Origin of the sequence: Streptomyces sp. NPDC048270 (assembly GCF_040652335.1) — a bacterium.
GTDB lineage: Bacteria > Actinomycetota > Actinomycetes > Streptomycetales > Streptomycetaceae > Streptomyces.
The window spans coordinates 47,007-68,105 of the sequence record NZ_JBEZLV010000027.1 but is presented as its reverse complement, the minus strand read 5'-3'; the positions used below and the strand labels follow the sequence as shown (position 1 = coordinate 68,105).

Annotated in this window: 18 protein-coding genes; 4 read left to right on the top strand and 14 right to left on the bottom strand. The window is 73.2% G+C overall.

Going from position 1 to position 21,099, the window contains the following annotated elements:
- Nucleotides 1-5: 5 nt before the first annotated feature.
- Nucleotides 6-1,235 carry a Cmx/CmrA family chloramphenicol efflux MFS transporter gene (locus tag AB0D66_RS23545; protein WP_362306873.1) on the bottom strand — a complete coding sequence of 410 codons (1,230 nt, stop codon included), beginning with the start codon at nt 1,233-1,235 and terminating at the stop codon, nt 6-8.
- A gap of 57 nt (nt 1,236-1,292) precedes the next feature.
- The gene (locus AB0D66_RS23540) at nt 1,293-1,961 is read right to left on the bottom strand and encodes a hypothetical protein (RefSeq protein WP_362306785.1); all 669 of its coding nucleotides are present in this window, start codon (nt 1,959-1,961) and stop codon (nt 1,293-1,295) included.
- Between the two features lie 110 nt (nt 1,962-2,071).
- Between AB0D66_RS23540 and AB0D66_RS23535 the strand changes: the two genes are divergently transcribed.
- A complete protein-coding gene (locus AB0D66_RS23535) occupies nt 2,072-2,758 on the top strand; it encodes a copper homeostasis protein CutC (RefSeq protein WP_362306782.1) in 687 nt (228 codons plus the stop codon).
- A 186-nt stretch (nt 2,759-2,944) separates the two neighbouring features.
- Here the strand turns inward: AB0D66_RS23535 and AB0D66_RS23530 are convergent, their stop codons facing one another.
- Nucleotides 2,945-5,035: an AAA family ATPase gene (locus AB0D66_RS23530; protein ID WP_362306780.1), complete on the bottom strand. Its 2,091-nt coding sequence runs from the start codon at nt 5,033-5,035 to the stop codon at nt 2,945-2,947.
- A gap of 371 nt (nt 5,036-5,406) precedes the next feature.
- On the opposite strand from AB0D66_RS23530, the gene AB0D66_RS23525 reads away from it, so the two are divergent.
- Nucleotides 5,407-5,592: a hypothetical protein gene (locus AB0D66_RS23525; protein ID WP_362306778.1), complete on the top strand. Its 186-nt coding sequence runs from the start codon at nt 5,407-5,409 to the stop codon at nt 5,590-5,592.
- A gap of 94 nt (nt 5,593-5,686) precedes the next feature.
- Here the strand turns inward: AB0D66_RS23525 and AB0D66_RS23520 are convergent, their stop codons facing one another.
- The 8 genes from AB0D66_RS23520 to hrcA all read right to left on the bottom strand — a co-directional run bounded on the left by AB0D66_RS23520 (nt 5,687) and on the right by hrcA (nt 14,006).
- The gene (locus AB0D66_RS23520) at nt 5,687-7,330 is read right to left on the bottom strand and encodes a DNA repair helicase XPB (RefSeq protein ID WP_362306775.1); all 1,644 of its coding nucleotides are present in this window, start codon (nt 7,328-7,330) and stop codon (nt 5,687-5,689) included.
- A 108-nt stretch (nt 7,331-7,438) separates the two neighbouring features.
- Complete coding sequence (locus AB0D66_RS23515) at nt 7,439-8,026, bottom strand: DUF4291 domain-containing protein (RefSeq protein ID WP_362306772.1); 588 nt, start codon at nt 8,024-8,026, stop codon at nt 7,439-7,441.
- 388 nt (nt 8,027-8,414) lie between these two features.
- The gene (locus tag AB0D66_RS23510) at nt 8,415-9,326 is read right to left on the bottom strand and encodes a ribonuclease Z (protein ID WP_362306769.1); all 912 of its coding nucleotides are present in this window, start codon (nt 9,324-9,326) and stop codon (nt 8,415-8,417) included.
- A 3-nt stretch (nt 9,327-9,329) separates the two neighbouring features.
- The gene (locus AB0D66_RS23505; RefSeq protein ID WP_362306766.1) at nt 9,330-9,689 is read right to left on the bottom strand and encodes a histidine triad nucleotide-binding protein; all 360 of its coding nucleotides are present in this window, start codon (nt 9,687-9,689) and stop codon (nt 9,330-9,332) included.
- A 182-nt stretch (nt 9,690-9,871) separates the two neighbouring features.
- Nucleotides 9,872-10,615 (bottom strand): 16S rRNA (uracil(1498)-N(3))-methyltransferase, encoded by a 744-nt coding sequence (locus tag AB0D66_RS23500; RefSeq protein ID WP_362306763.1) that lies wholly within the window; start codon nt 10,613-10,615, stop codon nt 9,872-9,874.
- The gene (locus AB0D66_RS23495) at nt 10,612-11,703 is read right to left on the bottom strand and encodes a nitronate monooxygenase (protein WP_362306760.1); all 1,092 of its coding nucleotides are present in this window, start codon (nt 11,701-11,703) and stop codon (nt 10,612-10,614) included. Before AB0D66_RS23495 ends, AB0D66_RS23500 begins: the two co-directional genes overlap by 4 nt.
- A gap of 146 nt (nt 11,704-11,849) precedes the next feature.
- Entirely contained in the window at nt 11,850-12,989 is a 1,140-nt protein-coding gene (dnaJ, locus tag AB0D66_RS23490) for a molecular chaperone DnaJ (protein WP_361751321.1), read from the bottom strand.
- Nucleotides 12,990-14,006 carry a heat-inducible transcriptional repressor HrcA gene (gene hrcA, locus AB0D66_RS23485; RefSeq protein ID WP_362306755.1) on the bottom strand — a complete coding sequence of 339 codons (1,017 nt, stop codon included), beginning with the start codon at nt 14,004-14,006 and terminating at the stop codon, nt 12,990-12,992.
- Between the two features lie 150 nt (nt 14,007-14,156).
- Here hrcA and AB0D66_RS23480 point away from each other — a divergent pair, with 150 nt between their 5' ends.
- The gene (locus AB0D66_RS23480) at nt 14,157-14,876 is read left to right on the top strand and encodes an MBL fold metallo-hydrolase (protein ID WP_362306752.1); all 720 of its coding nucleotides are present in this window, start codon (nt 14,157-14,159) and stop codon (nt 14,874-14,876) included.
- A gap of 34 nt (nt 14,877-14,910) precedes the next feature.
- Nucleotides 14,911-15,711 carry a DUF3097 domain-containing protein gene (locus AB0D66_RS23475; RefSeq protein ID WP_362306749.1) on the top strand — a complete coding sequence of 267 codons (801 nt, stop codon included), beginning with the start codon at nt 14,911-14,913 and terminating at the stop codon, nt 15,709-15,711.
- Between the two features lie 31 nt (nt 15,712-15,742).
- On the opposite strand, the gene hemW is transcribed toward AB0D66_RS23475, so the two are convergent.
- From hemW to lepA, 3 genes are all read right to left on the bottom strand, one after another.
- Nucleotides 15,743-16,975, bottom strand: a complete 1,233-nt coding sequence (hemW, locus tag AB0D66_RS23470) for a radical SAM family heme chaperone HemW (RefSeq protein WP_362306746.1) — start codon at nt 16,973-16,975, stop codon at nt 15,743-15,745.
- A 56-nt stretch (nt 16,976-17,031) separates the two neighbouring features.
- Nucleotides 17,032-18,921, bottom strand: a complete 1,890-nt coding sequence (locus AB0D66_RS23465) for a long-chain fatty acid--CoA ligase (RefSeq protein ID WP_362306743.1) — start codon at nt 18,919-18,921, stop codon at nt 17,032-17,034.
- Between the two features lie 238 nt (nt 18,922-19,159).
- Nucleotides 19,160-21,025: a translation elongation factor 4 gene (gene lepA / locus AB0D66_RS23460; protein WP_362306739.1), complete on the bottom strand. Its 1,866-nt coding sequence runs from the start codon at nt 21,023-21,025 to the stop codon at nt 19,160-19,162.
- Nucleotides 21,026-21,099: the final 74 nt, after the last annotated feature.

Here is a 21,099-nt window from a genome sequence, read left to right as displayed (position 1 = left end):
CCCGGTCAGCTGCGGGCCGCGGGCTGGGACCGGTCGGCCGCCGCGGCCGCGGCGCCGCCCGAGGCGATCAGGCGGGTGGCCGGGGGCGGGGTGCGGCGGTGCAGGCGCAGGGCGATCGCGGTGAGGGCGAGGGCGGTGACGGTCATGGCCGCGCCCGCCCAGGCGGTGGCGGCGAAGCCCAGGTCGGCGTCGATGACGGTGCCGCCGAGCCACGGGCCGCCGGTGTTGCCGAGGTTGAACGCGGCCGTGGTGGTGGCTCCGGCCAGGGTCGGGGCGGCGCCGGCCACGTTGAACATGCGGGCGTTGAGCGCCGGCGCGGTGAAGAAGGCCGAGACGCCGAGCAGGAACGACAGCGCGATCGCCGCGGCGGCGGACGGGGCCAGCAGGGCCAGCGCGGCGAGGAAGACGGTCGAGGCGGTGATGCCCCAGAGCAGCACGCCGAACAGGTGCGCGTCCGCGATCCGGCCGCCGATGGTGGTGCCGACCAGCGCGCCCACCCCGAAGAGGCCGAGGATCCACGGGACCCAGCCGGAGTCCAGCCCCGCCACGTCCGTGAGCAGCGGTGACAGGTAGCTGAAGGCGCAGAAGACGCCGCCCGCGGCGAGGGCCGTGATGCCGATGGAGAGCCACACCTGGCGGTCGCGGTAGATGCGCAGCTCCCGGCCGAGCGAGGGCTTCTCGGCGGGCAGCGGGATCTTCGGGATCAGGGCCAGAATGCCGGCGAGGGCGATCGCGGAGGCCGCGCCGACCGACCAGAACGCGGAGCGCCAGCCCAGGTGCTCCCCGAGGAAGGCGCCCGCGGGCACGCCGAGGACGTTCGCGATGGACAGGCCGCCGATCATGACGGCCATCGCGCGGGCCCGCTGGTCCTTGTCGACCATGGCGATGGCGACGGCCGCACCCACGGCCCAGAAGCCGGCGCAGGCGAGGGCGGAGACCACGCGGGAGGCGAAGAGCAGCTCGTAGGAGGGGGCCAGCGCGCCCGCGACCTGCCCGAGGCCGAAGAGGCTGATGAGGGAGACGAGGGTGGTGCGGCGCGGGAGGCGCAGCGTGGCCACGGCCAGCAGCGGCGCCCCGATGACCATGCCGATCGCGAAGGCGGATATGAGCAGGCCCGCCTGCGGGATGGTGACGCCCATGTCCTCGGCGATCGGCGGCAGCAGCCCGGAGAGCATGAACTCGCTGGTGCCGAGTGCGAACACGGACAGGCCGAGGACGTAGACGGCTACGGGCATGCGGGGGCGGCGTGCGGCATCAGCGGGCATGACTGTCACCAACCATGGCGAACGCGATCAAATTCCCCGCGGGTCGAGCCGCTCCAGCTCGGCGGCGAGGTTGGCGCGGGCCGGGGCCTCCCAGTGGGCGGCTCCGTACGGGGTCCGGAAGAGCCTCGGCAGGGCGAGGAGCTGCCGCAGCACGGCGGCGCGGCCCGCGGTGAAGGCGTCGTCCGGCACGAATCCGTACTCGGCGCGCACGGCGGCGGCGTAGCCGGCGTACGCCTCGGGCGCGCCGGCCAGCACGGCGAGGTCGGCGTCGCAGAGCACCTCGCCGTTGGTGTCGCCGGGGGCCGGGTCGTGGGTGACGGTGAGCCGGACCAGCCGGGCCGCCTCGGCGGTGCGGGCGGCGTCCACGCCGAGCTCGGGCAGGGCGCGCTCGGCGAGGGCGGCGCTGCGTTCCTCGTTCTCGGAGCGGTCGGGGCGGTAGACGGCGTCGTGGAACCAGGCGGCCAGCTCGACGGCGGCGGGGTCGGCGGCGTGCCCGGCCAGTATGTCGATCCGGGCCAGTACGTCGGCCAGGTGCGCGGTGGTGTGGTACCGGCGCTGCGGCTCCGCCCAGGCGGTGAGCAGGCGGTCGGCGTAGGGGGCGGGGTCCCGGTCGGCGGGGGCGCCGGCGGCGGTGGCGGTGGCCCGCCAGCGGGCGTGGAGGGCCGCGGGGTCGGTGTGCGGGGTGCCTGTGTCCATGCGCACATTGTGGGGGTGGCGTGATGGTGCTGGTGGAGCGCGGGCGTGGGCCCGTACCCTGGATATTGGACTAGACCTATTTCGTGCAGCTTCTCGAAGGATGGGATCGAATGAGCAACCGTGCGCTCCTGGAGGTGATCGCCCTCGACGCGGAGGACGCGATCGCGGCCCAGGCCGGTGGGGCGGACCGGCTCGAGCTGGTCACCGACATGGCCGCCGACGGGCTCACCCCGCCGCGCGAGACCTTCGCGGCGATCAGGGCGGCGGTCGACATCCCGCTCCGGGTGATGATCCGCAAGGCGGACGGCTTCGCGGCGGGCGAGGTCTCCGGGCTGGTGGAGGCGGCGCGGGGGCTGCGGGCGGAGGGCGCGGAGGAGTTCGTACTCGGGTTCCTGAACCCGGACGGCAGTCCGGACCTGGCGGCGGTCGAGGCGGTGCTGGCGGAGCTGGACGGCTGCCGCTGGACCTTCCACCGGGCGATCGACCGCGCGGCGGACCGGGACGGGCTGCGCAAGGCCCTGGCGGAGCTGCCGGGCCTGGACACCTACCTGACGGCGGGCTCGCCGGCCGGGGTCGACGAGGGAATGCCGGTGCTGCTCGCGGAGGCGGCGCGGCGGGGGGAGCCGGGGTACGGGGCGCGGATCCTGGTCGGCGGGGGGCTGGGCCTGTCGCACCTGCCGATGCTGCGCGAGGCGGGGGTCGACGCCTTCCACATCGGCGGCGCGGCCCGTCCCTCCGGGTGGGGCCGCCCGGTCTCGGCCGAGGCCGTCGCGGAATGGCGCCACGCCCTGGACTAGCCCCCGGCCCCCACCGGGGCTCCGCCCCGCACCCCGCGCCTCAAGCGCCGGCGGGGCTGGGTTCGGGCGGCGGCCGGGGGCAAACCCAGCCTCGCCGGCGTTTGAGGCGCGGGGGTTCGGGGGGCGGAGCCCCCGCAGCGGCGCCGCACCAGACCCGCCGAAGCCGAACCCAGCCTCGGGCGCCGGTCAGGCCAGGGGCGGGGGGAGGGGGGCCGAGTGGAGGGCCGTCAGGCCGGAGACTGCTCGGGTGAGGCAGACGTACAGGCGGCGCAGGCCGGTCCGTTCGTCCGGCTCGCCGTCGACGATCGCGGCCGGCTCGTCCAGGACCACGTAGTCGTACTCCAGACCCTTGGCCAGCGAAGCCGGAACCAGCGTCAGCCGCGACTCCGCCGTCGTCTCCTCGCCCGGCGCCAGATACGCCAGCCCGGCCGCCCGCAGGGCATCCGCCAGGGCCGGGATCCGCGCGTCCGCCGCGATCAGCCCGATCGACCCCTCGTGGGCGAGCGAGGCACGGCAGGCCTCGACCACCGCCGCCGTCAGCTCCGCCGTCTCCGCGATCCGCAGCGACCCCGGCGCCTCGCGCACCGAGGAGACCGGGGCCAGCCCCGGGGAGATCGACGGCAGCAGCCGCGAGGCGTACGCGATCACCTCGCGCGGCACGCGGAAGCCCGCCGTCAGCTCCTCCACCACCGCCTGCGGCTTCCCGAGGTGCGCCAGCGCCTCGTCCCAGCTGCGCGTGGCCCACGGCGTGGTGCCCTGCGCCAGATCCCCGAGCACCGTCGCCGAACCCGTCGTACAGCGCCGCCCCACCGCCCGGTACTGCATCGGCGAGAGGTCCTGCGCCTCGTCGAGCACGACATGGCCCAGCGAAGGCGTCCGCTCCACCAGGTCGGCCGCCTCGTCGATCAGGACCAGGTCCGCCGCCGACCACTTCGCCGACTTCACACTGCGGAACGGCTTCGGCCACAGCAGCAGCTTCTGCTCGTCCGAGGTCAGCACCTCCGCCGCGTGCAGCGCCAGGAACTCCGGGTCGGACAGCAGCCGCAGCACCAGCCTCGCCGGCTCGACCGGGGGCCAGATCTCCTTGACCGCCGCCTTCACCGCGGCATTGCGCGCCACCGCGTCCTGCACCCGGTCGTCCGGCGCCTCGCCCGCCTGCTCCATCCGTACGAGCACCGCGTGCGCGATCCGCTGCGGCAGGGCCTCGCGCGCCGCCCCGTAGCGGATGTCGCGCTCCTGCAGCTCCTCGACCATCTCGGCGATCTCGTACGCCGGCACCCGCCAGCGCCGCGACCCGCGCACCACCATCAGCGGCTCGGTGGGCCGCGCGACGTGGGCGCCGACCGCGCGGCGCAGCACCTGCGCCATCCGGGCGTCGCCCTTGACCACGGCGGTTTCGGCCGCGTCCGTGCCGCGTACCTCCAGGCCGTCGCGCGCCACGAGGTCGTCGACGGTGGCCTGCTTGACCTCCAACTCGCCCAGGGCGGGCAGGACCTGCTCGATGTAGTGCAGGAAGGAGCGGTTCGGCCCGATGACGAGGGTGCCCGTGCGGGCCAGCCGGTCGCGGTGGGCGTACAGCAGGTACGCCACCCGGTGCAGGCCGACCGCCGTCTTCCCGGTCCCGGGGCCGCCCTGGACGCACACGGACCCGGTCAGGCCGGAGCGGACGATCTCGTCCTGCTCGGGCTGGATCGTCGCGACGATGTCCCGCATGGGGCCGACGCGCGGGCGCTCGATCTCCTGCTGGAGCAGCTTGCTGACGGCGGCGGCCTCGGCCGGGTCGGAGAGGTGCTCGTCCTCGTACGCCGTGAGCTCGCCGCCGGTGTAGCCGAACCGGCGGCGCAGCGCGATGTCCTGCGGGTCGGTCTTGGAGGCCCGGTAGAACGGCTGGGAGACGGGCGCGCGCCAGTCGATGACCATCGGATCGCCGTCGGCGTCGTGGACGTGGCGGCGGCCGATGTAGAACTGCTCGCCCTCCGCGCCCTCGGCGAGCTCCGCGCCGGGCGCGTGCAGGTAGTTCAGGCGGCCGAAGAAGAGGGGGGTGTGGGCGAGGTCGGCCAGGGCCTTGATCCGGTCGTCGATCTGGGCCTGGAGGACGATCGCGTTGACCCAGTTCGCGGTGACGTCGCGGATGTCGAGGGCCTCGACGTCCTCGCGCATGGCGCGGAGCGCGGCGCGGGACGCGGTGAGGTGCGCGCGTTCGCGTGCGAGGGGGCCGGTGCCCGGATCGGGACTGGGCTGGGCTGCGGGCTCGGATTCGGGGGCGTGCGCGGACACGGGACTGCCTCCAGCTGGTGGTGAGGACTCAGATGGCCCACCGGTTGCCGTCCGGTGGGCGGCTCTCCCCGGTGACGCTGCGGGAGGCGGCAAGAGCGGAGATTGTAGTCACCGCGGCGGGGCCGCGCGAATGGATTTACGGGCCCGAAGTCCTGCCGGAGGGGCCGGGGGAAGGGCCGGGGGAAGGCGCGCGGAGGGCACGTCCGGGGGCCCGTCCGCCGGGTACCCCGAACGGGTGTCATACCCGGGGGTGTGAGACTTCCGGCAGAGCCACTAGGGGGTTCCATGAGCCCGGAGGAGGACACCGGAGGCCCGGAGGTTCCGCCCCCAGGCCGATGCCGCGGCGGGGGCCGGAAACGCACCATGGATCCATGAGCACCGCAACCTTCACCCCGATCCAGGGCGGCCGCCCTAGCGGCGCCACCGCCACCTCCGACTTCCGTCCGCGCCCCGGCCTCGGCGGGATGCTGCGGGCCGCCAAGGTCTTCGCCGCGGCCGCCGTGAGCGTCGTCGTCCTCGGCGAGTACGCCGAGGACGCGGGCGTCATACGCCGCTGACCCCGCGCCGCGCCGGCCGGCGCGCGGGTCCCCGCGCAGCGCGCCGGCCGATCACGCCGGTCGCGCCGGTCGCGGCGGTCAGCGGGTGGCTGCGTCAGTCGCTCGCCAGCAGCTCGTCCGCGTCCATGATCCGGTAGGCGTAGCCCTGCTCGGCGAGGAAGCGCTGGCGGTGCGCCGCGAAGTCCTGGTCGATGGTGTCGCGCGCGACCACCGAGTAGAACCGCGCCTCGTGGCCGTCCGCCTTCGGCCGCAGGACGCGGCCCAGCCGCTGGGCCTCCTCCTGGCGGGAGCCGAAGGTGCCCGACACCTGGATCGCGACCGTCGCCTCGGGCAGGTCGATCGAGAAGTTCGCGACCTTCGACACGACCAGCACGCTGATCTCGCCCTGGCGGAAGGCGTCGAAGAGCTTCTCGCGCTGCGCGTTGGAGGTCTCGCCCTTGATGACCGGCGCGTCCAGGTGCTCCCCCAGCTCGTCGAGCTGGTCGATGTACTGGCCGATGACCAGCGTCTGCTCGCCCTGGTGCTTGCGCACCAGCGCCTCGGTGACCTTCCGCTTGGTCGCCGTCGTCGCGCAGAAGCGGTACTTCTCCTCCGTCTCGGCGGTCGCGTAGGCCAGCCGCTCCGACTCGGTGAGGTTCACGCGGACCTCGACGCAGTCGGCGGGCGCGATGTAGCCCTGCGCCTCGATCTCCTTCCACGGCGCGTCGAACCGCTTGGGCCCGATGAGCGAGAAGACGTCCGACTCGCGCCCGTCCTCGCGGACCAGGGTCGCGGTCAGGCCGAGCCGCCGCCGCGCCTGGAGGTCGGCGGTGAACTTGAAGACCGGCGCGGGCAGCAGGTGCACCTCGTCGTAGACGATCAGGCCCCAGTCCCGGGAGTCGAACAGCTCCAGGTGCGGGTAGACGCCCTTCCGCTTGGTCGTCAGGACCTGGTACGTGGCGATCGTGACGGGCCGGATCTCCTTGCGGGTCCCGGAGTACTCGCCGATCTCCTCCTCCGTCAGCGAGGTCCGCTTGACCAGCTCGTGCTTCCACTGGCGGGCCGAGACGGTGTTCGTGACCAGGATCAGCGTGGTCGCCTTGGCCATCGCCATGGCACCGGCGCCGACCAGCGTCTTGCCCGCGCCACAGGGCAGCACGACCACACCGGAGCCGCCGTGCCAGAACCCCTCGACGGCCTGCTGCTGGTACGGGCGCAGCGCCCAGCCGTCCTCGGCCAGGTCGATCTGGTGCGCCTCGCCGTCCACGTACCCGGCGAGGTCCTCGGCCGGCCAGCCCAGCTTCAGCAGGGTCTGCTTGATCTGCCCGCGCTCGGAGGGGTGCACGGCCACGGTGTCGGCGTCGAGCCGCGCGCCGACGAGCGGGGTGATCCGCTTGGACCGCAGGATCTCCTCCAGCACGGGCCGGTCGGTGCTGGTCAGGACCAGCCCGTGCACGGGGTGCTTGGACAGGGTGAGCCGGCCGTAGCGGGCCATCGTCTCGGCGACGTCGACGAGCAGCGCGTGCGGGACGGGGTAGCGCGAGTACTCGACCAGGGCGTCGACGACCTGCTCGGCGTCGTGCCCGGCGGCCCGGGCGTTCCACAGCCCGAGCGGGGTGATCCGGTAGGTGTGGATGTGCTCGGGAGCCCGCTCCAGCTCGGCGAAGGGAGCGATGGCGCGCCGTGCGGCTCCGGCGAGCTCGTGGTCGACCTCGAGAAGGAGGGTCTTGTCGCTCTGGACGATGAGAGGCCCGTTCACGCACGTCCCTTTCCGGCATGGGTGGCCACCCGGGCGCGGGTGGCCAAACCTCCAGTGTGCCGTATCGCGGGTCCGGCGGGGCGGGGGCGGCCGCGCGGGGCCGATCGGCTACGCGCCCAGGTGGGGCAGCGGGCCCGCCGGGTACGGGGTCTCCGCGGGCAGCAGGGCGCGGGCCGCCGGCGCTTCGCCGGAGCGGAGCAGATCGCGGATCTCCCGGGCCAGCGGGGTGACGTCGCGGATGGAGACCGTCCACTCGTCGGCGTAGGCCCGTGAGGCGGGCCCGGCCAGGCCCAGCTGGAGCGAGCGGTACGGCAGCGGGTTCAGGTGGAGGTCGCGCTCCGGGTCCCACTGGACCCGGGCCGACGTCGCGCGCAGCGAGCGCTGCCAGGCCGCGCGGTCCGTGTGCACGCCGGGTTTGTAGTGGGACAGGCAGGCGGTGCGCAGGGCCTCGTCGAAGCCGGAGCGGGTGATCTCGATGGCCAGCACGGTCTCCTGGCCGGCCTTCGAGGCCCAGCCGCAGCGGTACATCATCCACAGGAACGACGGCTTGATCCACGTCATCCGCTCCCGATTCCAGGCGGGCGGGAACCGGCCGTCGCGGGCCGCGGGCAGGCCGAGGGCGGGGGAGTAGGCCTGGTAGACGGTGAGGGTGGTGTCGGTGTGGACGGCGCGGATGGTGCGGGGCGCGGTGTGCATGGGGGCCAGCCTGTCCGGCGGTGCCGGGCCGGGGCCAGCGGTTTTCCGGGCCGGGTGCGGCGCCGTTGCGGGGGCGCGGCCCCCGGGCCCCCGCGCCTCAAGCGCCGGCGGGGCTCAAGGAGATCGGGGCTCCGCCCCGGGCCCCGCGCCTCAAGCGCCGGCGGGGCTGGATTGTGGCGGGGCTGGGGGTGCCGGTGCGGCTCAGGGATCGGGGCTCCGCCCCGGGCCCCGCGCCTCAAACGCCGGCGGGGCTGGATCTGCCGGCCACTCCAGCCCCGCCGGCGTTTGAGGCGCGGGGGCCCGGGGGCAGAGCCCCCGCAGCGGCGCCACACCGGCCCAGGTATCCAGCCCCGCCGGCCCGCCGGCGCTTGAGGCGCGGGGTCCGGTGTCAGCGGCGCTTCGGCAGCGGGACGCGCGCCAGGTCCGCCGCCACCGTCAGCTCGCCCTCGAACCCGCCCGCACGGGCCTGCCGTTCGAACTCCGAGGGGTCCGTGTAGCGCTGCGAGAAGTGCGTCAGCACCAGGTGCCGCACCCCCGCGTCCCGCGCCACCCGCGCCGCCTGCCCGGCCGTGAGGTGCCCGTGCTCGGTGGCCAGCGGCTCGTCCTCGTCGAGGAAGGTCGACTCGATCACCAGCATGTCGCAGCCCTCGGCCAGCTCGTCCACGCCCTCGCAGAGCCGGGTGTCCATGACGAACGCGAACCGCTGCCCCGGCTTCGGCTCGCTGACCTGCTCCAGGCTGACCCCGCCCAGGCGTCCGTCGCGCTGGATGCGGCCGACGTCCGGCCCCTTGACCCCGTGCCGTGCCAACAGCTCCGGGATCATGCGGCGCCCGTCCGGCTCGGTGAGGCGGTAGCCGAAGGACTCCACCGGGTGCGAGAGCAGCCTGGCCTCCAGCACGTACGAGGCCCCGCGCGCCAGCACCCGCATCCCGTCCCCGGCCACCGGCTCCTCCGCCAGCCGCACCGTCTCGCGGTAGGCCGTGGCGTAGCGCAGCCGGTCGAAGAACTGCTGCCCCGAGGCCGGGTAGTGCGCGGTGACGGGGTGCGGGACCCGGTCGAGGTTGATCCGCTGGATCACCCCGGCCAGGCCGAGGCTGTGGTCACCGTGGAAGTGGGTGACGCAGATCCGGTTGATGTCGTGCGCGGCCACCCCGGCACGCAGCATCTGGCGCTGGGTGCCCTCGCCCGGGTCGAAGAGGATGCCCTCGCCGTCCCAGCGCAGCAGGTAGCCGTTGTGGTTGCGGTGGCGGGTGGGCACCTGGCTGGCGGTGCCCAGCACCACGAACTCGCGTACGGACACCGGTTATCCGGGGGGCCACTGGAGGCCGCGGCCGCCGAGGACGTGCGCGTGGGCGTGGAAGACGGTCTGGCCGGCGCCCGCGCCCGTGTTGAAGACGATCCGGTAGCCGTGGTCGGTGAGCTTCTCGTCCAGCGCGATCCGCCCGGCCTCGGCGAGGAGGTCGGCGGTGACGGCGGGCTCGGCCGCGGCCAGCGAGGCCGCGTCGGGGTAGTGCACCTTGGGGATCACCAGGACGTGTGTGGGCGCCTGCGGGTTGATGTCCCGGAAGGCGAAGGTCGTCTCGGTCTCCCGGACCACGGTCGCCGGGATGTTCCCCGCGACGATCTTGCAGAACAGGCAGTCGGCCTGCGGTTCCCCGGCCATCGCTTCGCCTCCGTGTCGTTGATCGCTCCGGGCATCGTATCCCCGGAGCGCGTAAGGGATTCGGCGGCCTCCCGGGCCCGGAGGGAACCCGCACCGCGGGGCCGGCCCGGTCCGCCGCCCGCCGGACCAGCCCGTCCGCGCGGACCAGCCCCGCCCGCCGGACCGGCCCCGCCGCCCCGCGATCAGCCCCAGCGGCCGGTACGGGCCAGCAGGACCGCCGTGGCCGCGGTGCCGGCCGTGGAGGTGCGCAGGACGGAGCGGCCCAGCCGGTAGGGGTGGGCGCCCGCCTCGGCGAAGACGGCCAGTTCCTCCGGGGAGACCCCGCCCTCCGGGCCGACGACCAGCACGACGGATCCGGCCTCCGGCAGCTTGGCCCCGGCCAGCGCCTCGGAGGGGGTCTCGCGGTCCTCGTGGAGGACCATCGCCAGGTCGGCGCCGGCCAGCAGGGCCGCCACCTGCTTGGTGGACATGGCCTCGGCCACCTCCGGGAAGCGCACCCGGCGGGACTGCTTGCCCGCCTCCCGGGCGGTGGCCCGCCACTTGGCCAGGGACTTGGCCCCCCGGTCGCCGCGCCACTGCGTGATGCACCGCGAGGCCTGCCACGGCACGATCGCGTCCACTCCCGTCTCGGTCATGGTCTCCACGGCCACCTCGCCGCGGTCCCCCTTGGGCAGCGCCTGCACCACGGTGATCCGGACGGCCGGTTCGGCTTCCTCGAAGGCCCCGGACACGGTCAGGACCAGCCGGTCCTTGCCCTCCGCCGCCTTCACGACCGCCTCGGCCCAGCGGCCCCGGCCGTCCGTGAGGACCACCGCCTCGCCCTGGTTCAGCCGCTTGACGGACACCGCGTGCCGGCCCTCCGGGCCGTCCAGGACGAACTCCGGTCCCGCCGGGACCTCTTCGACCACGAACACCGGGGCGGTCATGACGCACTCCTCATCTGCATTGCCTTCAACGTGCTCTGCGCCTCGGCCAGTTCGGCCGTCAGCACTTCCATCAGCTCCCCGGCGGGCAGCGCCCGCGCCAGCCGGTGCCCCTGCCCCGCCCACAGGGCCATGCCCTGCGGGTCCCCGGCCGCGGCGGCCGCTTTGCGCAGCCCCGAGGTCAGATGGTGGATCTGCGGGTAGGCGGCGGGGGCGTACGGCCCGTGCTCGCGCATGAACCGGTTGACCAGGCCCCGCGCCGGCCGCCCGGAGAAGGCCCGGGTGAGCTCGGTGCGGACGAACAGCGGGTCCGTCAGGGCCTTCTTGTGCAGCGGGTCCGCCCCCGACTCCGGGCAGGCCAGGAAGGCCGTGCCGAGCTGGGCCGCCTCCGCGCCCGCGGCGAGCAGCGCGGCGATCTGCGAGCCCCGCATCAGCCCGCCCGCCGCGATGATGGGGAGCGCGACCGCCTCCCGCACCTGGGCCACGAGCGCGAGCAGGCCCACCGAGGCCGTGCCGTCCGCCTGCGGGTCGTCCCGGTGGGTGCCCTGGTGGCCGCCGGCCTCCACCCCCTGGACGCACACGGCGTCGGCCCCGGCCTCCTGCGCGCGGCGGGCCTCCTCGACGGAGGTCGCGGTGACGACGGTGTACGTACCGGCCCCCCGCAGGGAGGCCAGCACCGCCGGGGCGGGGCAGCCGAAGAGGAAGGAGACGACCGGGACCGGGTCCTCGAGGAGGATGGCGAGCTTGGCGTCGTAGCCGTCGTCGCAGGTGCCGATGATGTCCTCGTCGGCCAGCGAGATCTCGTACCAGCTCGCCTCGCCGGCCAGCTGCCCGCGATAGGCCTCGACGGCGGCCGGGTCCACGTGGCCGGTCTGCGGCATGAAGAGGTTCACCCCGAAGGGGCGCCGGGTCAGGGCGCGCAGCTGCTTGATCTCCTGGTACATGCCGTCGGCCGTCTTGTACCCGCCGGCCAGGAAGCCCAGCCCGCCCGCCTCGCACACGGCGGCGGCGAGCGGGGGACAGGAGGCGCCGCCCGCCATGGGGGCCTGCACGATCGGGTATGCGCAGAGACCGTTCGGTGCCGAGGACATGCACTGCATCGTGCCATGTCCCGCTCAGGGGGCCGAATCACGGCATTCGCCTGGCATAGTCCGCTTCCCGGCGCGGCCGGAACGCATATGCCGAGCCCGGCCGGGGGCATCCCCCGGCCGGGCTCGTCGTTGATGGTCGCAGGCGTTCAGCGGCCGTTGAAGGCGTCCTTCAGGCGGCTGAACAGCCCCTGCTGGCCCGGCGCGAACTGGCCGGTCGGCCGCTCCTCGCCGCGCAGCTTCGCCAGCTGGCGCAGCAGTTCCTCCTGCTGGGCGTCCAGCTTGCTCGGGGTGGTCACCTCGACGTGGACGATCAGGTCGCCGCGCCCGCCGCCGCGCAGGTGGGTGACGCCGCGCCCGTGCAGCGGGATCGACTGGCCGGACTGGGTGCCGGGCCGGATGTCGATCTCCTCCATGCCGTCCAGCGTCTCCAGCGGGCACTTGGTGCCCAGGGAGGCCGCCGTCATCGGGATGGTCACCGTGCAGTGCAGGTCGTCCCCGCGCCGCTGGAAGGTCGGGTGCGGCAGCTCGTGGATCTCCACGTAGAGGTCGCCGGCGGGGCCGCCGCCGGGGCCGACCTCGCCCTCGCCCGCGAGCTGGATGCGGGTGCCGTTCTCGACACCGGCCGGGATCTTGACCGTGAGGCTGCGGCGGGACCGGACCCGGCCGTCGCCCGCGCACTCGGGGCACGGGGTCGGGACGACGGTGCCGAAGCCCTGGCACTGCGGGCAGGGCCGCGAGGTCATGACCTGGCCCAGGAAGGACCGGGTGACCTGCGAGACCTCACCGCGGCCGCGGCACATGTCACACGTCTGCGCGGAGGTGCCGGGGGCGGCGCCCTCGCCGGAGCAGGTGGTGCAGACGACGGCCGTGTCGACCTGGATGTCCTTGGTGGTCCCGAAGGCCGCCTCGTCCAGCTCCAGGTCCAGGCGGATCATCGCGTCCTGGCCGCGGCGGGTCCGCGAGCGCGGGCCGCGCTGCGAGGCCTGGCCGAAGAAGGCGTCCATGATGTCGGAGAAGTTGCCGAAGCCACCCGCTCCGAAGCCGCCCGCTCCGCCACCGCCGCCCGACGAGGACAGCGGGTCGCCGCCCAGGTCGTAGACCTGCTTCTTCTGCGGGTCCGAGAGCACCTCGTAGGCCGCGTTGATCTCCTTGAAGCGCTCCTGCGTCTTCGGGTCCGGATTCACATCCGGGTGGAGTTCACGCGCGAGGCGCCGGAAGGCCTTCTTGATCTCGTCCTGCGATGCGTCGCGGCGCACGCCGAGAACGGCGTAGTAGTCCGTGGCCACTTACGACTCCGCCAGGATCTGTCCGACGTAACGTGCCACTGCGCGTACCGCTCCCATCGTTCCGGGGTAGTCCATGCGGGTCGGTCCGACCACGCCGAGTTTGGCGACCGTTTCGCCGCCCGAACCGTAACCGACCGAGACGACCGACGTGGAGTTCAGCCCCTCGTAGGCGTTCTCGTGCCCGATCCGTACGGCCATTCCCGACTCGTTGGCCTCGCCCAGCAGCTTGAGGAGCACGACCTGCTCCTCCAGCGCTTCGAGCACCGGCCTGATCGTCAGGGGAAAATCATGTCCGAAGCGGGTGAGATTGGCGGTACCGCCGATCATCAGCCGCTCTTCGGCTTCCTCGACCAGGGTTTCGAGGAGCGTCGAGAGCACGGTGGACACCGTGCCCCGGTCCTCCGCCTCGAAGGACTCGGGGAGGTCCTGGACGAGCGGGGGGACGTCGGTGAACCGGCGCCCGACGACCCTGCTGTTGAGCCGCGCCCGCAGGTCGGCCAGCGAGGTCTCCCCGAAGGGGCTCGGGCAGTCGATCAGCCGCTGCTCGACCCGCCCGGTGTCCGTGATCAGTACGAGCATCAGGCGCGCGGGAGCGAGCGAGAGCAGCTCCACGTGCCGGACGGTCGACCGGGTCAGGCTCGGGTACTGGACGACGGCCACCTGCCGGGTCAGCTGCGCGAGCAGCCGCACCGTGCGGCCGACCACGTCGTCGAGGTCCACGGCGCCGTCGAGGAAGTTCTGGATGGCCCGGCGCTCGGGCGACGACAGCGGTTTGACCCCCGCCAGCTTGTCGACGAAGAGCCGGTAGCCCTTGTCGGTGGGGATCCGGCCGGCGCTGGTGTGGGGCTGGGCGATGTAGCCCTCCTCCTCCAGCACGGCCATGTCGTTGCGCACGGTGGCGGGCGAGACGCCGAGCCGGTGCCGCTCGGTGAGCGCCTTGGAGCCGACCGGCTCCTCCGTCCCGACGTAGTCCTGGACGATGGCGCGCAGCACTTCGAGTCTGCGTTCGCTGAGCATCGCGCACACCTCCAGCTGTGGTCCGTTGCCGTCTTGGTCGGAACTCGGTCGTTGGCACTCTGGTCGTTCGAGTGCCAGAGATCCCCCGCTCAGTGTACGGCCGGGTAGTAAGACCCTGGCAAGGGAGGCCCGCCAGGGTAGCGTCGCGGCATGGACGTGCGTTGGGAAGAGGCGGGCTGGGAAAGGCTGACCGGGCGGACCGGGCGGCGGCGACTGCCGGTGTGGGACTGCACGGTGGGACTGGTGGTGGGGGACGATTCCGTCCTCCTCGTCGACCCCGGCTCGTGTGTGCGCGAGGGTGCCCAGCTGCGGGCGGAGGCGGAGCGGCTGACGGGCCGGCACGTGACCCATATCGCATTCACACACGGACATTTCGACCACGTCCTGGGCGGGGCCGCCTTCGCCGGCGCCGAGGTGTTCGGCGCGGTCGGGCTGGACGCGCTGCTCGCCACGGAACGCGAGGAGCTGCGCGAGGACGCGGTGCGGCACGGGCTGGCCGAGGAGGAGGCCGCGGAGGCGGCGGACCTGATGGTGCTGCCGAAGCACCTGGTGTCGGGCGAGTGGACGCTGGAGCTGGGCGGGGTGCAGGTGCTGCTGGCCAATGTGGGGCCCGGGCACACCGGCCACGACCTGGCGGTCTTCGTGCCGGGCGAGCGCGAGACGGTCTTCTGCGGGGACCTGGTCGAGGAGTCGGGCGAGCCCGTGGCGGGCCCGGACGCGGTGCCCCGGCAGTGGCCCGCGGCCCTGGACCGGCTGCTCGCCCTGGGCGGGGACGACGCGCAGTACGTGCCGGGTCACGGAGCGGCGGTCTCCGCGGCCTTCGTGCGTGCGCAACGCGCCACACTGGCCGCGCGTTTCGGCGTGTCGTAGGCGTGATCGCGGAGCCTCTCCTACGCTCGGCCGGATGCGCGAGTACTCCCCCGACCTGACCCCGCAGTGGAAGCGCCCCAAGGCCGTGCCCGAGGTGGCGGCGGAGCCCGATCTGGTGGTCGAGGTGGCCGGCAGCGACTTCTGCGGCGCGGTGGTGGCCTGCGAGGCCGGCACGGTGACCCTGGAGGACCGCTTCGGCAAGCGCCGGGTGTTCCCGCTGGAGCCCCGGGGCTTCCTGCTGGACGGGGCCGTGGTCACCCTGGTCCGCCCCTCCCGCGCCCCTTCCGCGCCGCTGCGCACCGCCTCGGGCTCGATCGCCGTGCCGGGGGCCAGGGCGCGGGTGGCGCGGGCCGGACGGATCTACGTGGAGGGGCGCCACGACGCGGAGCTGGTCGAGAAGGTCTGGGGCGACGACCTGCGGATCGAGGGCGTGGTGGTGGAGTACCTGGAGGGCATCGACGACCTCCCCGCCATCGTCGCCGACTTCGCCCCGGGGCCCGACGCCCGCCTGGGGATCCTGGTGGACCACCTCGTGCCGGGCTCGAAGGAGTCCCGGATCGCGGCCTCGGTGACCTCCCCGGACGTGCTGATCGTGGGCCACCCGTACGTGGACGTCTGGCAGGCGGTGAAACCGTCCGCCCTCGGCATCGCGGCGTGGCCGGTGGTCCCGCGCGGCCAGGACTGGAAGACGGGCATCTGCCGGGCCCTGGGCTGGCCGGACAACACCGGCGCCGCCTGGCAGCACATCCTGTCCCGGGTGACGTCCTACAAGGACCTGGAGCCCACCCTCCTGGGCTCGGTGGAGCACCTCATCGACCACGTCACGGCGCCCTAGCCGGGCGCGTGGCCGGGGCACGGGACCGGTCCTAGTCCACCAGGTCCCGGACCACCGCGTCGGCCAGCAGCCGCCCCCGCAGGGTCAGCACGGCCCGCCCGGCCCCGTACGGCTCCGCCTCCAGCAGGCCGTCCGCCAGGGCGCGGCGGGACGCCTCCAGCCCGGCCGCAGCGAGCAGCGACAGCGGCACGCCGTCCACCAGCCGCAGCTCCAGCAGGATCCGCTCGACCCGGCGGTCCTCCTGCGACAGGAGCTCGCGCCCGGCCCCGGGAGAGCGGCCCTCCGCCAGCGCGGCGGCGTACGCCCCCGGGTGCTTGACGTTCCACCACCGCACCCCGCCCACGTGCGAGTGCGCGCCGGGGCCCGCGCCCCACCAGTCGGCGCCGCGCCAGTACAGCTCGTTGTGCAGGCAGCGCCCGGCCTGCGAGGCCGCCCAGTTCGACACCTCGTACCAGGAGTAGCCGGCCTGCGCCATCACCTCGTCCGCGATCAGGTAGCGGTCGGCGTGCACGTCGTCGTCCGTCATCGGGACCTCGCCGCGGCGGATCCGCCGCGCCAGCTGCGTGCCCTCCTCCACGATCAGCGCGTACGCCGAGATGTGGTCCGGCCCGGCGCCCAGCGCCGCGGCGAGCGAAGCCCGCCAGTCCTCGTCCGACTCCCCCGGCGTGCCGTAGATCAGGTCCAGGTTGACGTGCTCGAAGCCGGCCGCGCGCGCCTCGGCGACGCAGGCCTCCGGGCGGCCGGGGGTGTGGGTGCGGTCCAGCACCTTCAGGACGTGCTGCTTGGCGCTCTGCATGCCGAAGGAGATCCGGTTGAAGCCGCCGGCCCGCAGCTCGGCCAGGTACCGCGGGTCCACCGACTCCGGATTGGCCTCGGTGGTGATCTCCGCGTCCTCGGCCAGGCCGAACTCGTCCCGGATCGCCGCGAGCATCCGTACGAGGTCGCCGGCGGGCAGCAGCGTCGGCGTGCCGCCGCCCACGAACACCGTCCGTACGGCCCGCGGGTCGTCCCCGAGCACCTTCCGGGCGAGGCGGACCTCGTCGATCAGGGTGTCGGCGTAGTTCTCCCGGGAGGCGAGCACGCCGCCGGTACCCCGCAGCTCGGTGGCCGTGTAGGTGTTGAAGTCGCAGTAGCCGCACCGCGTGGCGCAGTACGGAACGTGCAGGTAGAAGCCGAGCGGCCGGTCCCCCGCGCCCGCCAGGGCGTGCGACGGCAGCGAGCCGTCTTCGGGCATGGGTTCACCGTCGGGCAGTGCGGAAGGCATGACCCCATCATCCCGCACTGCCCCATGGTCGTTTACGCCGTGCGCGGCGCCCCCGGCTACAGCTCCCGCGCGCCCTCGTACATCTCGTCGATCAGGTGCTTGAACTCACGCTCGACGACCGGCCGCTTCAGCTTGAGGCTGGGCGTGAGGTCCCCGTGCTCGATGTCGAGGTCGCGCGGCAGGATCCGGAACTTCTTGACCGTCTGCCACCGCTGGAGGCCCTCGTTGAGGGTCTGCACGTACGTCTCGATCAGGCGGTTGGTCTCCGGCGCGGCCAGGACCTGCGCGTACGTCTTGCCCTCGAGCCCGTTCTCGACGGCCCAGCCCAGGATCGACGGCTCGTCGAGCGCGATCAGGGCGGAGCAGAAGTTCCGGTCGGCGCCGTGCACGACGATCGTCGACACGTACGGGCAGATCGCCTTGAACTGGCCCTCGACCTCGGCCGGGGCGACGTACTTGCCGCCCGAGGTCTTGATCAGGTCCTTCTTGCGGTCGGTGATGCGCAGGTAGCCGTCGGCCGACAGCTCGCCGATGTCGCCGGTGTGCAGCCAGCCGTCGGACTCCAGCACCTCGGCGGTCTTCTCGGGCTGCCCGTGGTAGCCCTGCATGATGCCGGGTCCGCGCAGCAGGACCTCGCCGTCGTCGGCGATGCGGACCTCGGTGCCGGGCAGCGGCTTGCCGACGGTGCCGGTGCGGTAGGCCTCGCCCGGGTTGACGAAGGAGGCGGCGCTGGACTCGGTCAGGCCGTAGCCCTCGAGGATGTGGATGCCCGCCCCGGAGAAGAAGTAGCCGATGTCGGGCGCCAGGGCGGAGGCGCCGGAGACGGCGGCGCGCAGGTTGCCGCCGAAGGCGTCGCGGAGCTTGGAGAAGACGAGCGCGTCGGCGATCTTGTGCTTGGTGGCGAGGCCGAAGGGGGCGGTCGCCTGACCGGTGCGGCGGAAGTTGTCCTGGGTGACCTTGGCGTACTCGCGGGCCACGCCGACCGACCACTGGAAGATCTTGTACTTGGCCCCGCCGCCGGCCCGGGCCTTGGCGGCGACGCCGTTGTACACCTTCTCGAAGATGCGCGGGACGGCCGCCATGTACGTCGGCTGCACGATCGGCAGGTTCTCGATGATCTTGTCGATCCGGCCGTCGACGGCGGTCACGTGGCCGACCTCGATCTGGCCGGAGGTCAGCACCTTGCCGAAGACGTGGGCCAGCGGCAGCCACAGGTACTGGACGTCGTCCTTGGTGATCAGGCCGGTGGCGACGGTGGCCTTGGCCATGTACGACCAGTTGTCGTGCGGCAGGCGGACGCCCTTGGGGCGGCCGGTGGTGCCGGAGGTGTAGATGAGGGTGGCGAGCTGGTCGGCGGTGATGGCCCCGATCCGCTCCTTGACCGCCTCGGGGTGCTTGGCGAGGTACTCCTTGCCGCGCGCCTCCAGATCGGCGAGCGAGAGCACCCAGCCGTCGGGGTCGCCCTCGGCGGCCACCGCGTCGGCGGTCTCGACGACCACCACGTGGGTGAGGTGGGGCACCTCGGCGCGGCGCTCGCGCGCCTTGGCCAGCTGCGCGCCGTCCTCGGCGATCAGGACCCGGCTCTCGGAGTCCGCCAGGATGTACGCGGACTCCTCGGCGTTCGTGGTGGGGTAGATCGTGGTGACCGCGCCGCCGGCGCACATCACGCCGAGGTCGCTGAGGATCCACTCGACCCGGGTGTTGGAGGCGAGCGCGACCCGCTGCTCCGGCTCCAGGCCCAGGTCGATCAGCCCGGCGGCGATGGCGAAGACCCGCTCGGCCGCCTGGCCCCAGCTCAGCGACTTCCAGTCGTCGGGGCCCTGGCCGCCGGCCGCGGGCACCGGGTACCGGTACGCCTCCGCATGGGGCGTGGCGGCCACGCGCTCAAGGAAGAGGGCCGCCACCGTGGGCGGACGGTTCTCGATCAAGGTCTGTGTGTCGCTCACGACATCCTCCGGACCGGACCACGCGGCAGTGCGTGGGCGTGGGGCGCTTGGGGGGGCGCATCGGGACAGGCGGGGTTTGAGACGTAACCAGCAGGTGACTGGCGAGTAACCATCGAGCAGTGATCAGACTAGAGGCCGTCCGCCGCCTGCGTAAGAGCTCGCAAGCGGCCGGTTCATAACGAAAGAGGCCCCCGCGCCGGAGCGTGAGGGCCTGCTTCCGCGGCGGTCGCGGGCGTCGCTACTTCTTCTTGCCGCCGGATTCGTCGCTGGAGAGGACGGCGATGAAGGCCTCCTGCGGGACCTCCACGGAGCCGACCATCTTCATCCGCTTCTTGCCTTCCTTCTGCTTCTCCAGCAGCTTCCGCTTACGGGAGATGTCACCGCCGTAGCACTTGGCGAGGACGTCCTTGCGGATGGCGCGAATCGTCTCGCGGGCGATGACGCGGGAGCCGATCGCGGCCTGGATCGGCACCTCGAAGGCCTGCCGCGGGATGAGCTCGCGCAGCTTGGCGACCAGGCGCACGCCGTAGGCGTAGGCCGCGTCCTTGTGCGTGACGGCGGAGAAGGCGTCGACCTTGTCGCCGTGCAGCAGGATGTCGACCTTGACCAGGCTGCCGGACTGCTCGCCGGTGGGCTCGTAGTCGAGGGAGGCGTAGCCGCGCGTCTTGGACTTCAGCTGGTCGAAGAAGTCGAAGACGATCTCCGCGAGCGGGAGGGTGTAGCGGATCTCGACCCGGTCCTCGGAGAGGTAGTCCATGCCGAGGAGGGTGCCGCGGCGGGTCTGGCAGAGCTCCATGATCGCGCCGATGAACTCGCTGGGCGCGAGGATGGTGGCCCGCACGACCGGCTCGAACACGTCCGAGATCTTGCCCTCGGGGAACTCGCTCGGGTTGGTGACGGTGACTTCCTTGCCGTCCTCCAGGACCACCCGGTAGACCACGTTGGGCGCGGTCGCGATGAGGTCGAGGCCGAACTCGCGCTCCAGGCGCTCGCGGACCACGTCCAGGTGCAGCAGGCCGAGGAAGCCGACGCGGAAGCCGAAGCCCAGCGCCGCGGAGGTCTCCGGCTCGTAGACCAGCGCGGCGTCGTTGAGCTGGAGCTTGTCCAGGGCCTCGCGCAGGTCCGGGTAGTCCGAGCCGTCGAGGGGGTACAGGCCGGAGAAGACCATCGGCCGCGGGTCCTTGTAGCCGCCGAGGGCCTCGGTCGCGCCGTTGTGCAGGCTGGTGATGGTGTCACCGACCTTGGACTGGCGGACGTCCTTCACGCCGGTGATGATGTAGCCCACCTCGCCGACGCCGATGCCGTCGGCCGGGGTCATCTCGGGCGAGGAGACGCCGATCTCCAGCAGCTCGTGCGTGGCGCCGGTGGACATCATCCGGATGCGCTCGCGCTTGTTGAGCTGGCCGTCGACCACACGGACGTAGGTGACCACGCCGCGGTACGAGTCGTACACCGAGTCGAAGATCATGGCGCGGGCGGGGGCGTCCTTGACGCCGACCGGGGCCGGGACCGTGGCGACGACCTTGTCGAGCAGCGCCTCCACGCCGAGACCGGTCTTCGCGGACACCCGCAGGACGTCCTCGGGCTGGCAGCCGACCAGGTTCGCGAGCTCCTCGGCGAACTTCTCCGGCTGGGCGGCCGGCAGGTCGATCTTGTTCAGCACGGGAACGATCGCGAGGTCGTTCTCCATCGCCAGGTACAGGTTGGCGAGGGTCTGCGCCTCGATGCCCTGGGCGGCGTCCACCAGCAGGACCGTGCCCTCGCACGCGGCGAGGGAGCGCGAGACCTCGTACGTGAAGTCGACGTGCCCGGGGGTGTCGATCATGTTGAGGATGTGGGTGCTGCCCTGGCCCTCGCCCGTGGTGGGCGCCCAGGGCAGTCGGACCGCCTGGGACTTGATCGTGATGCCGCGCTCACGCTCGATGTCCATGCGGTCGAGGTACTGGGCGCGCATCTGCCGCTGGTCGACCACACCGGTGAGCTGGAGCATCCGGTCGGCAAGGGTCGACTTGCCGTGGTCGATGTGCGCGATGATGCAGAAGTTGCGGATCAGCGCCGGGTCGGTACGGCTCGGCTCGGGCACGTGGCTGGGGATGGCGGGCACGCAGTGTCCTGATTCTCGGGTCTCAGTCGGGGGCGCGGTCGATCCTGGGCGGATCATTGGGATCTCTACGCTGA

Excerpts from the sequence above, each read along its gene's own strand:
- AB0D66_RS23545 (WP_362306873.1), bottom strand. The coding sequence starts at position 1,235 with ATGCCCGTAGCCGTCTACGTCCTCGGCCTGTCCGTGTTCGCACTCGGC.
- AB0D66_RS23540 (WP_362306785.1), bottom strand. The coding sequence starts at position 1,961 with ATGGACACAGGCACCCCGCACACCGACCCCGCGGCCCTCCACGCCCGC.
- AB0D66_RS23535 (WP_362306782.1), top strand. The coding sequence starts at position 2,072 with ATGAGCAACCGTGCGCTCCTGGAGGTGATCGCCCTCGACGCGGAGGAC.
- AB0D66_RS23525 (WP_362306778.1), top strand. The coding sequence starts at position 5,407 with ATGAGCACCGCAACCTTCACCCCGATCCAGGGCGGCCGCCCTAGCGGC.
- AB0D66_RS23515 (WP_362306772.1), bottom strand. The coding sequence starts at position 8,026 with ATGCACACCGCGCCCCGCACCATCCGCGCCGTCCACACCGACACCACC.
- AB0D66_RS23505 (WP_362306766.1), bottom strand. The coding sequence starts at position 9,689 with ATGGCCGGGGAACCGCAGGCCGACTGCCTGTTCTGCAAGATCGTCGCG.
- AB0D66_RS23500 (WP_362306763.1), bottom strand. The coding sequence starts at position 10,615 with ATGACCGCCCCGGTGTTCGTGGTCGAAGAGGTCCCGGCGGGACCGGAG.
- AB0D66_RS23495 (WP_362306760.1), bottom strand. The coding sequence starts at position 11,703 with ATGTCCTCGGCACCGAACGGTCTCTGCGCATACCCGATCGTGCAGGCC.
- hrcA (WP_362306755.1), bottom strand. The coding sequence starts at position 14,006 with ATGCTCAGCGAACGCAGACTCGAAGTGCTGCGCGCCATCGTCCAGGAC.
- AB0D66_RS23480 (WP_362306752.1), top strand. The coding sequence starts at position 14,157 with ATGGACGTGCGTTGGGAAGAGGCGGGCTGGGAAAGGCTGACCGGGCGG.
- AB0D66_RS23475 (WP_362306749.1), top strand. The coding sequence starts at position 14,911 with ATGCGCGAGTACTCCCCCGACCTGACCCCGCAGTGGAAGCGCCCCAAG.
- hemW (WP_362306746.1), bottom strand. The coding sequence starts at position 16,975 with ATGCCTTCCGCACTGCCCGACGGTGAACCCATGCCCGAAGACGGCTCG.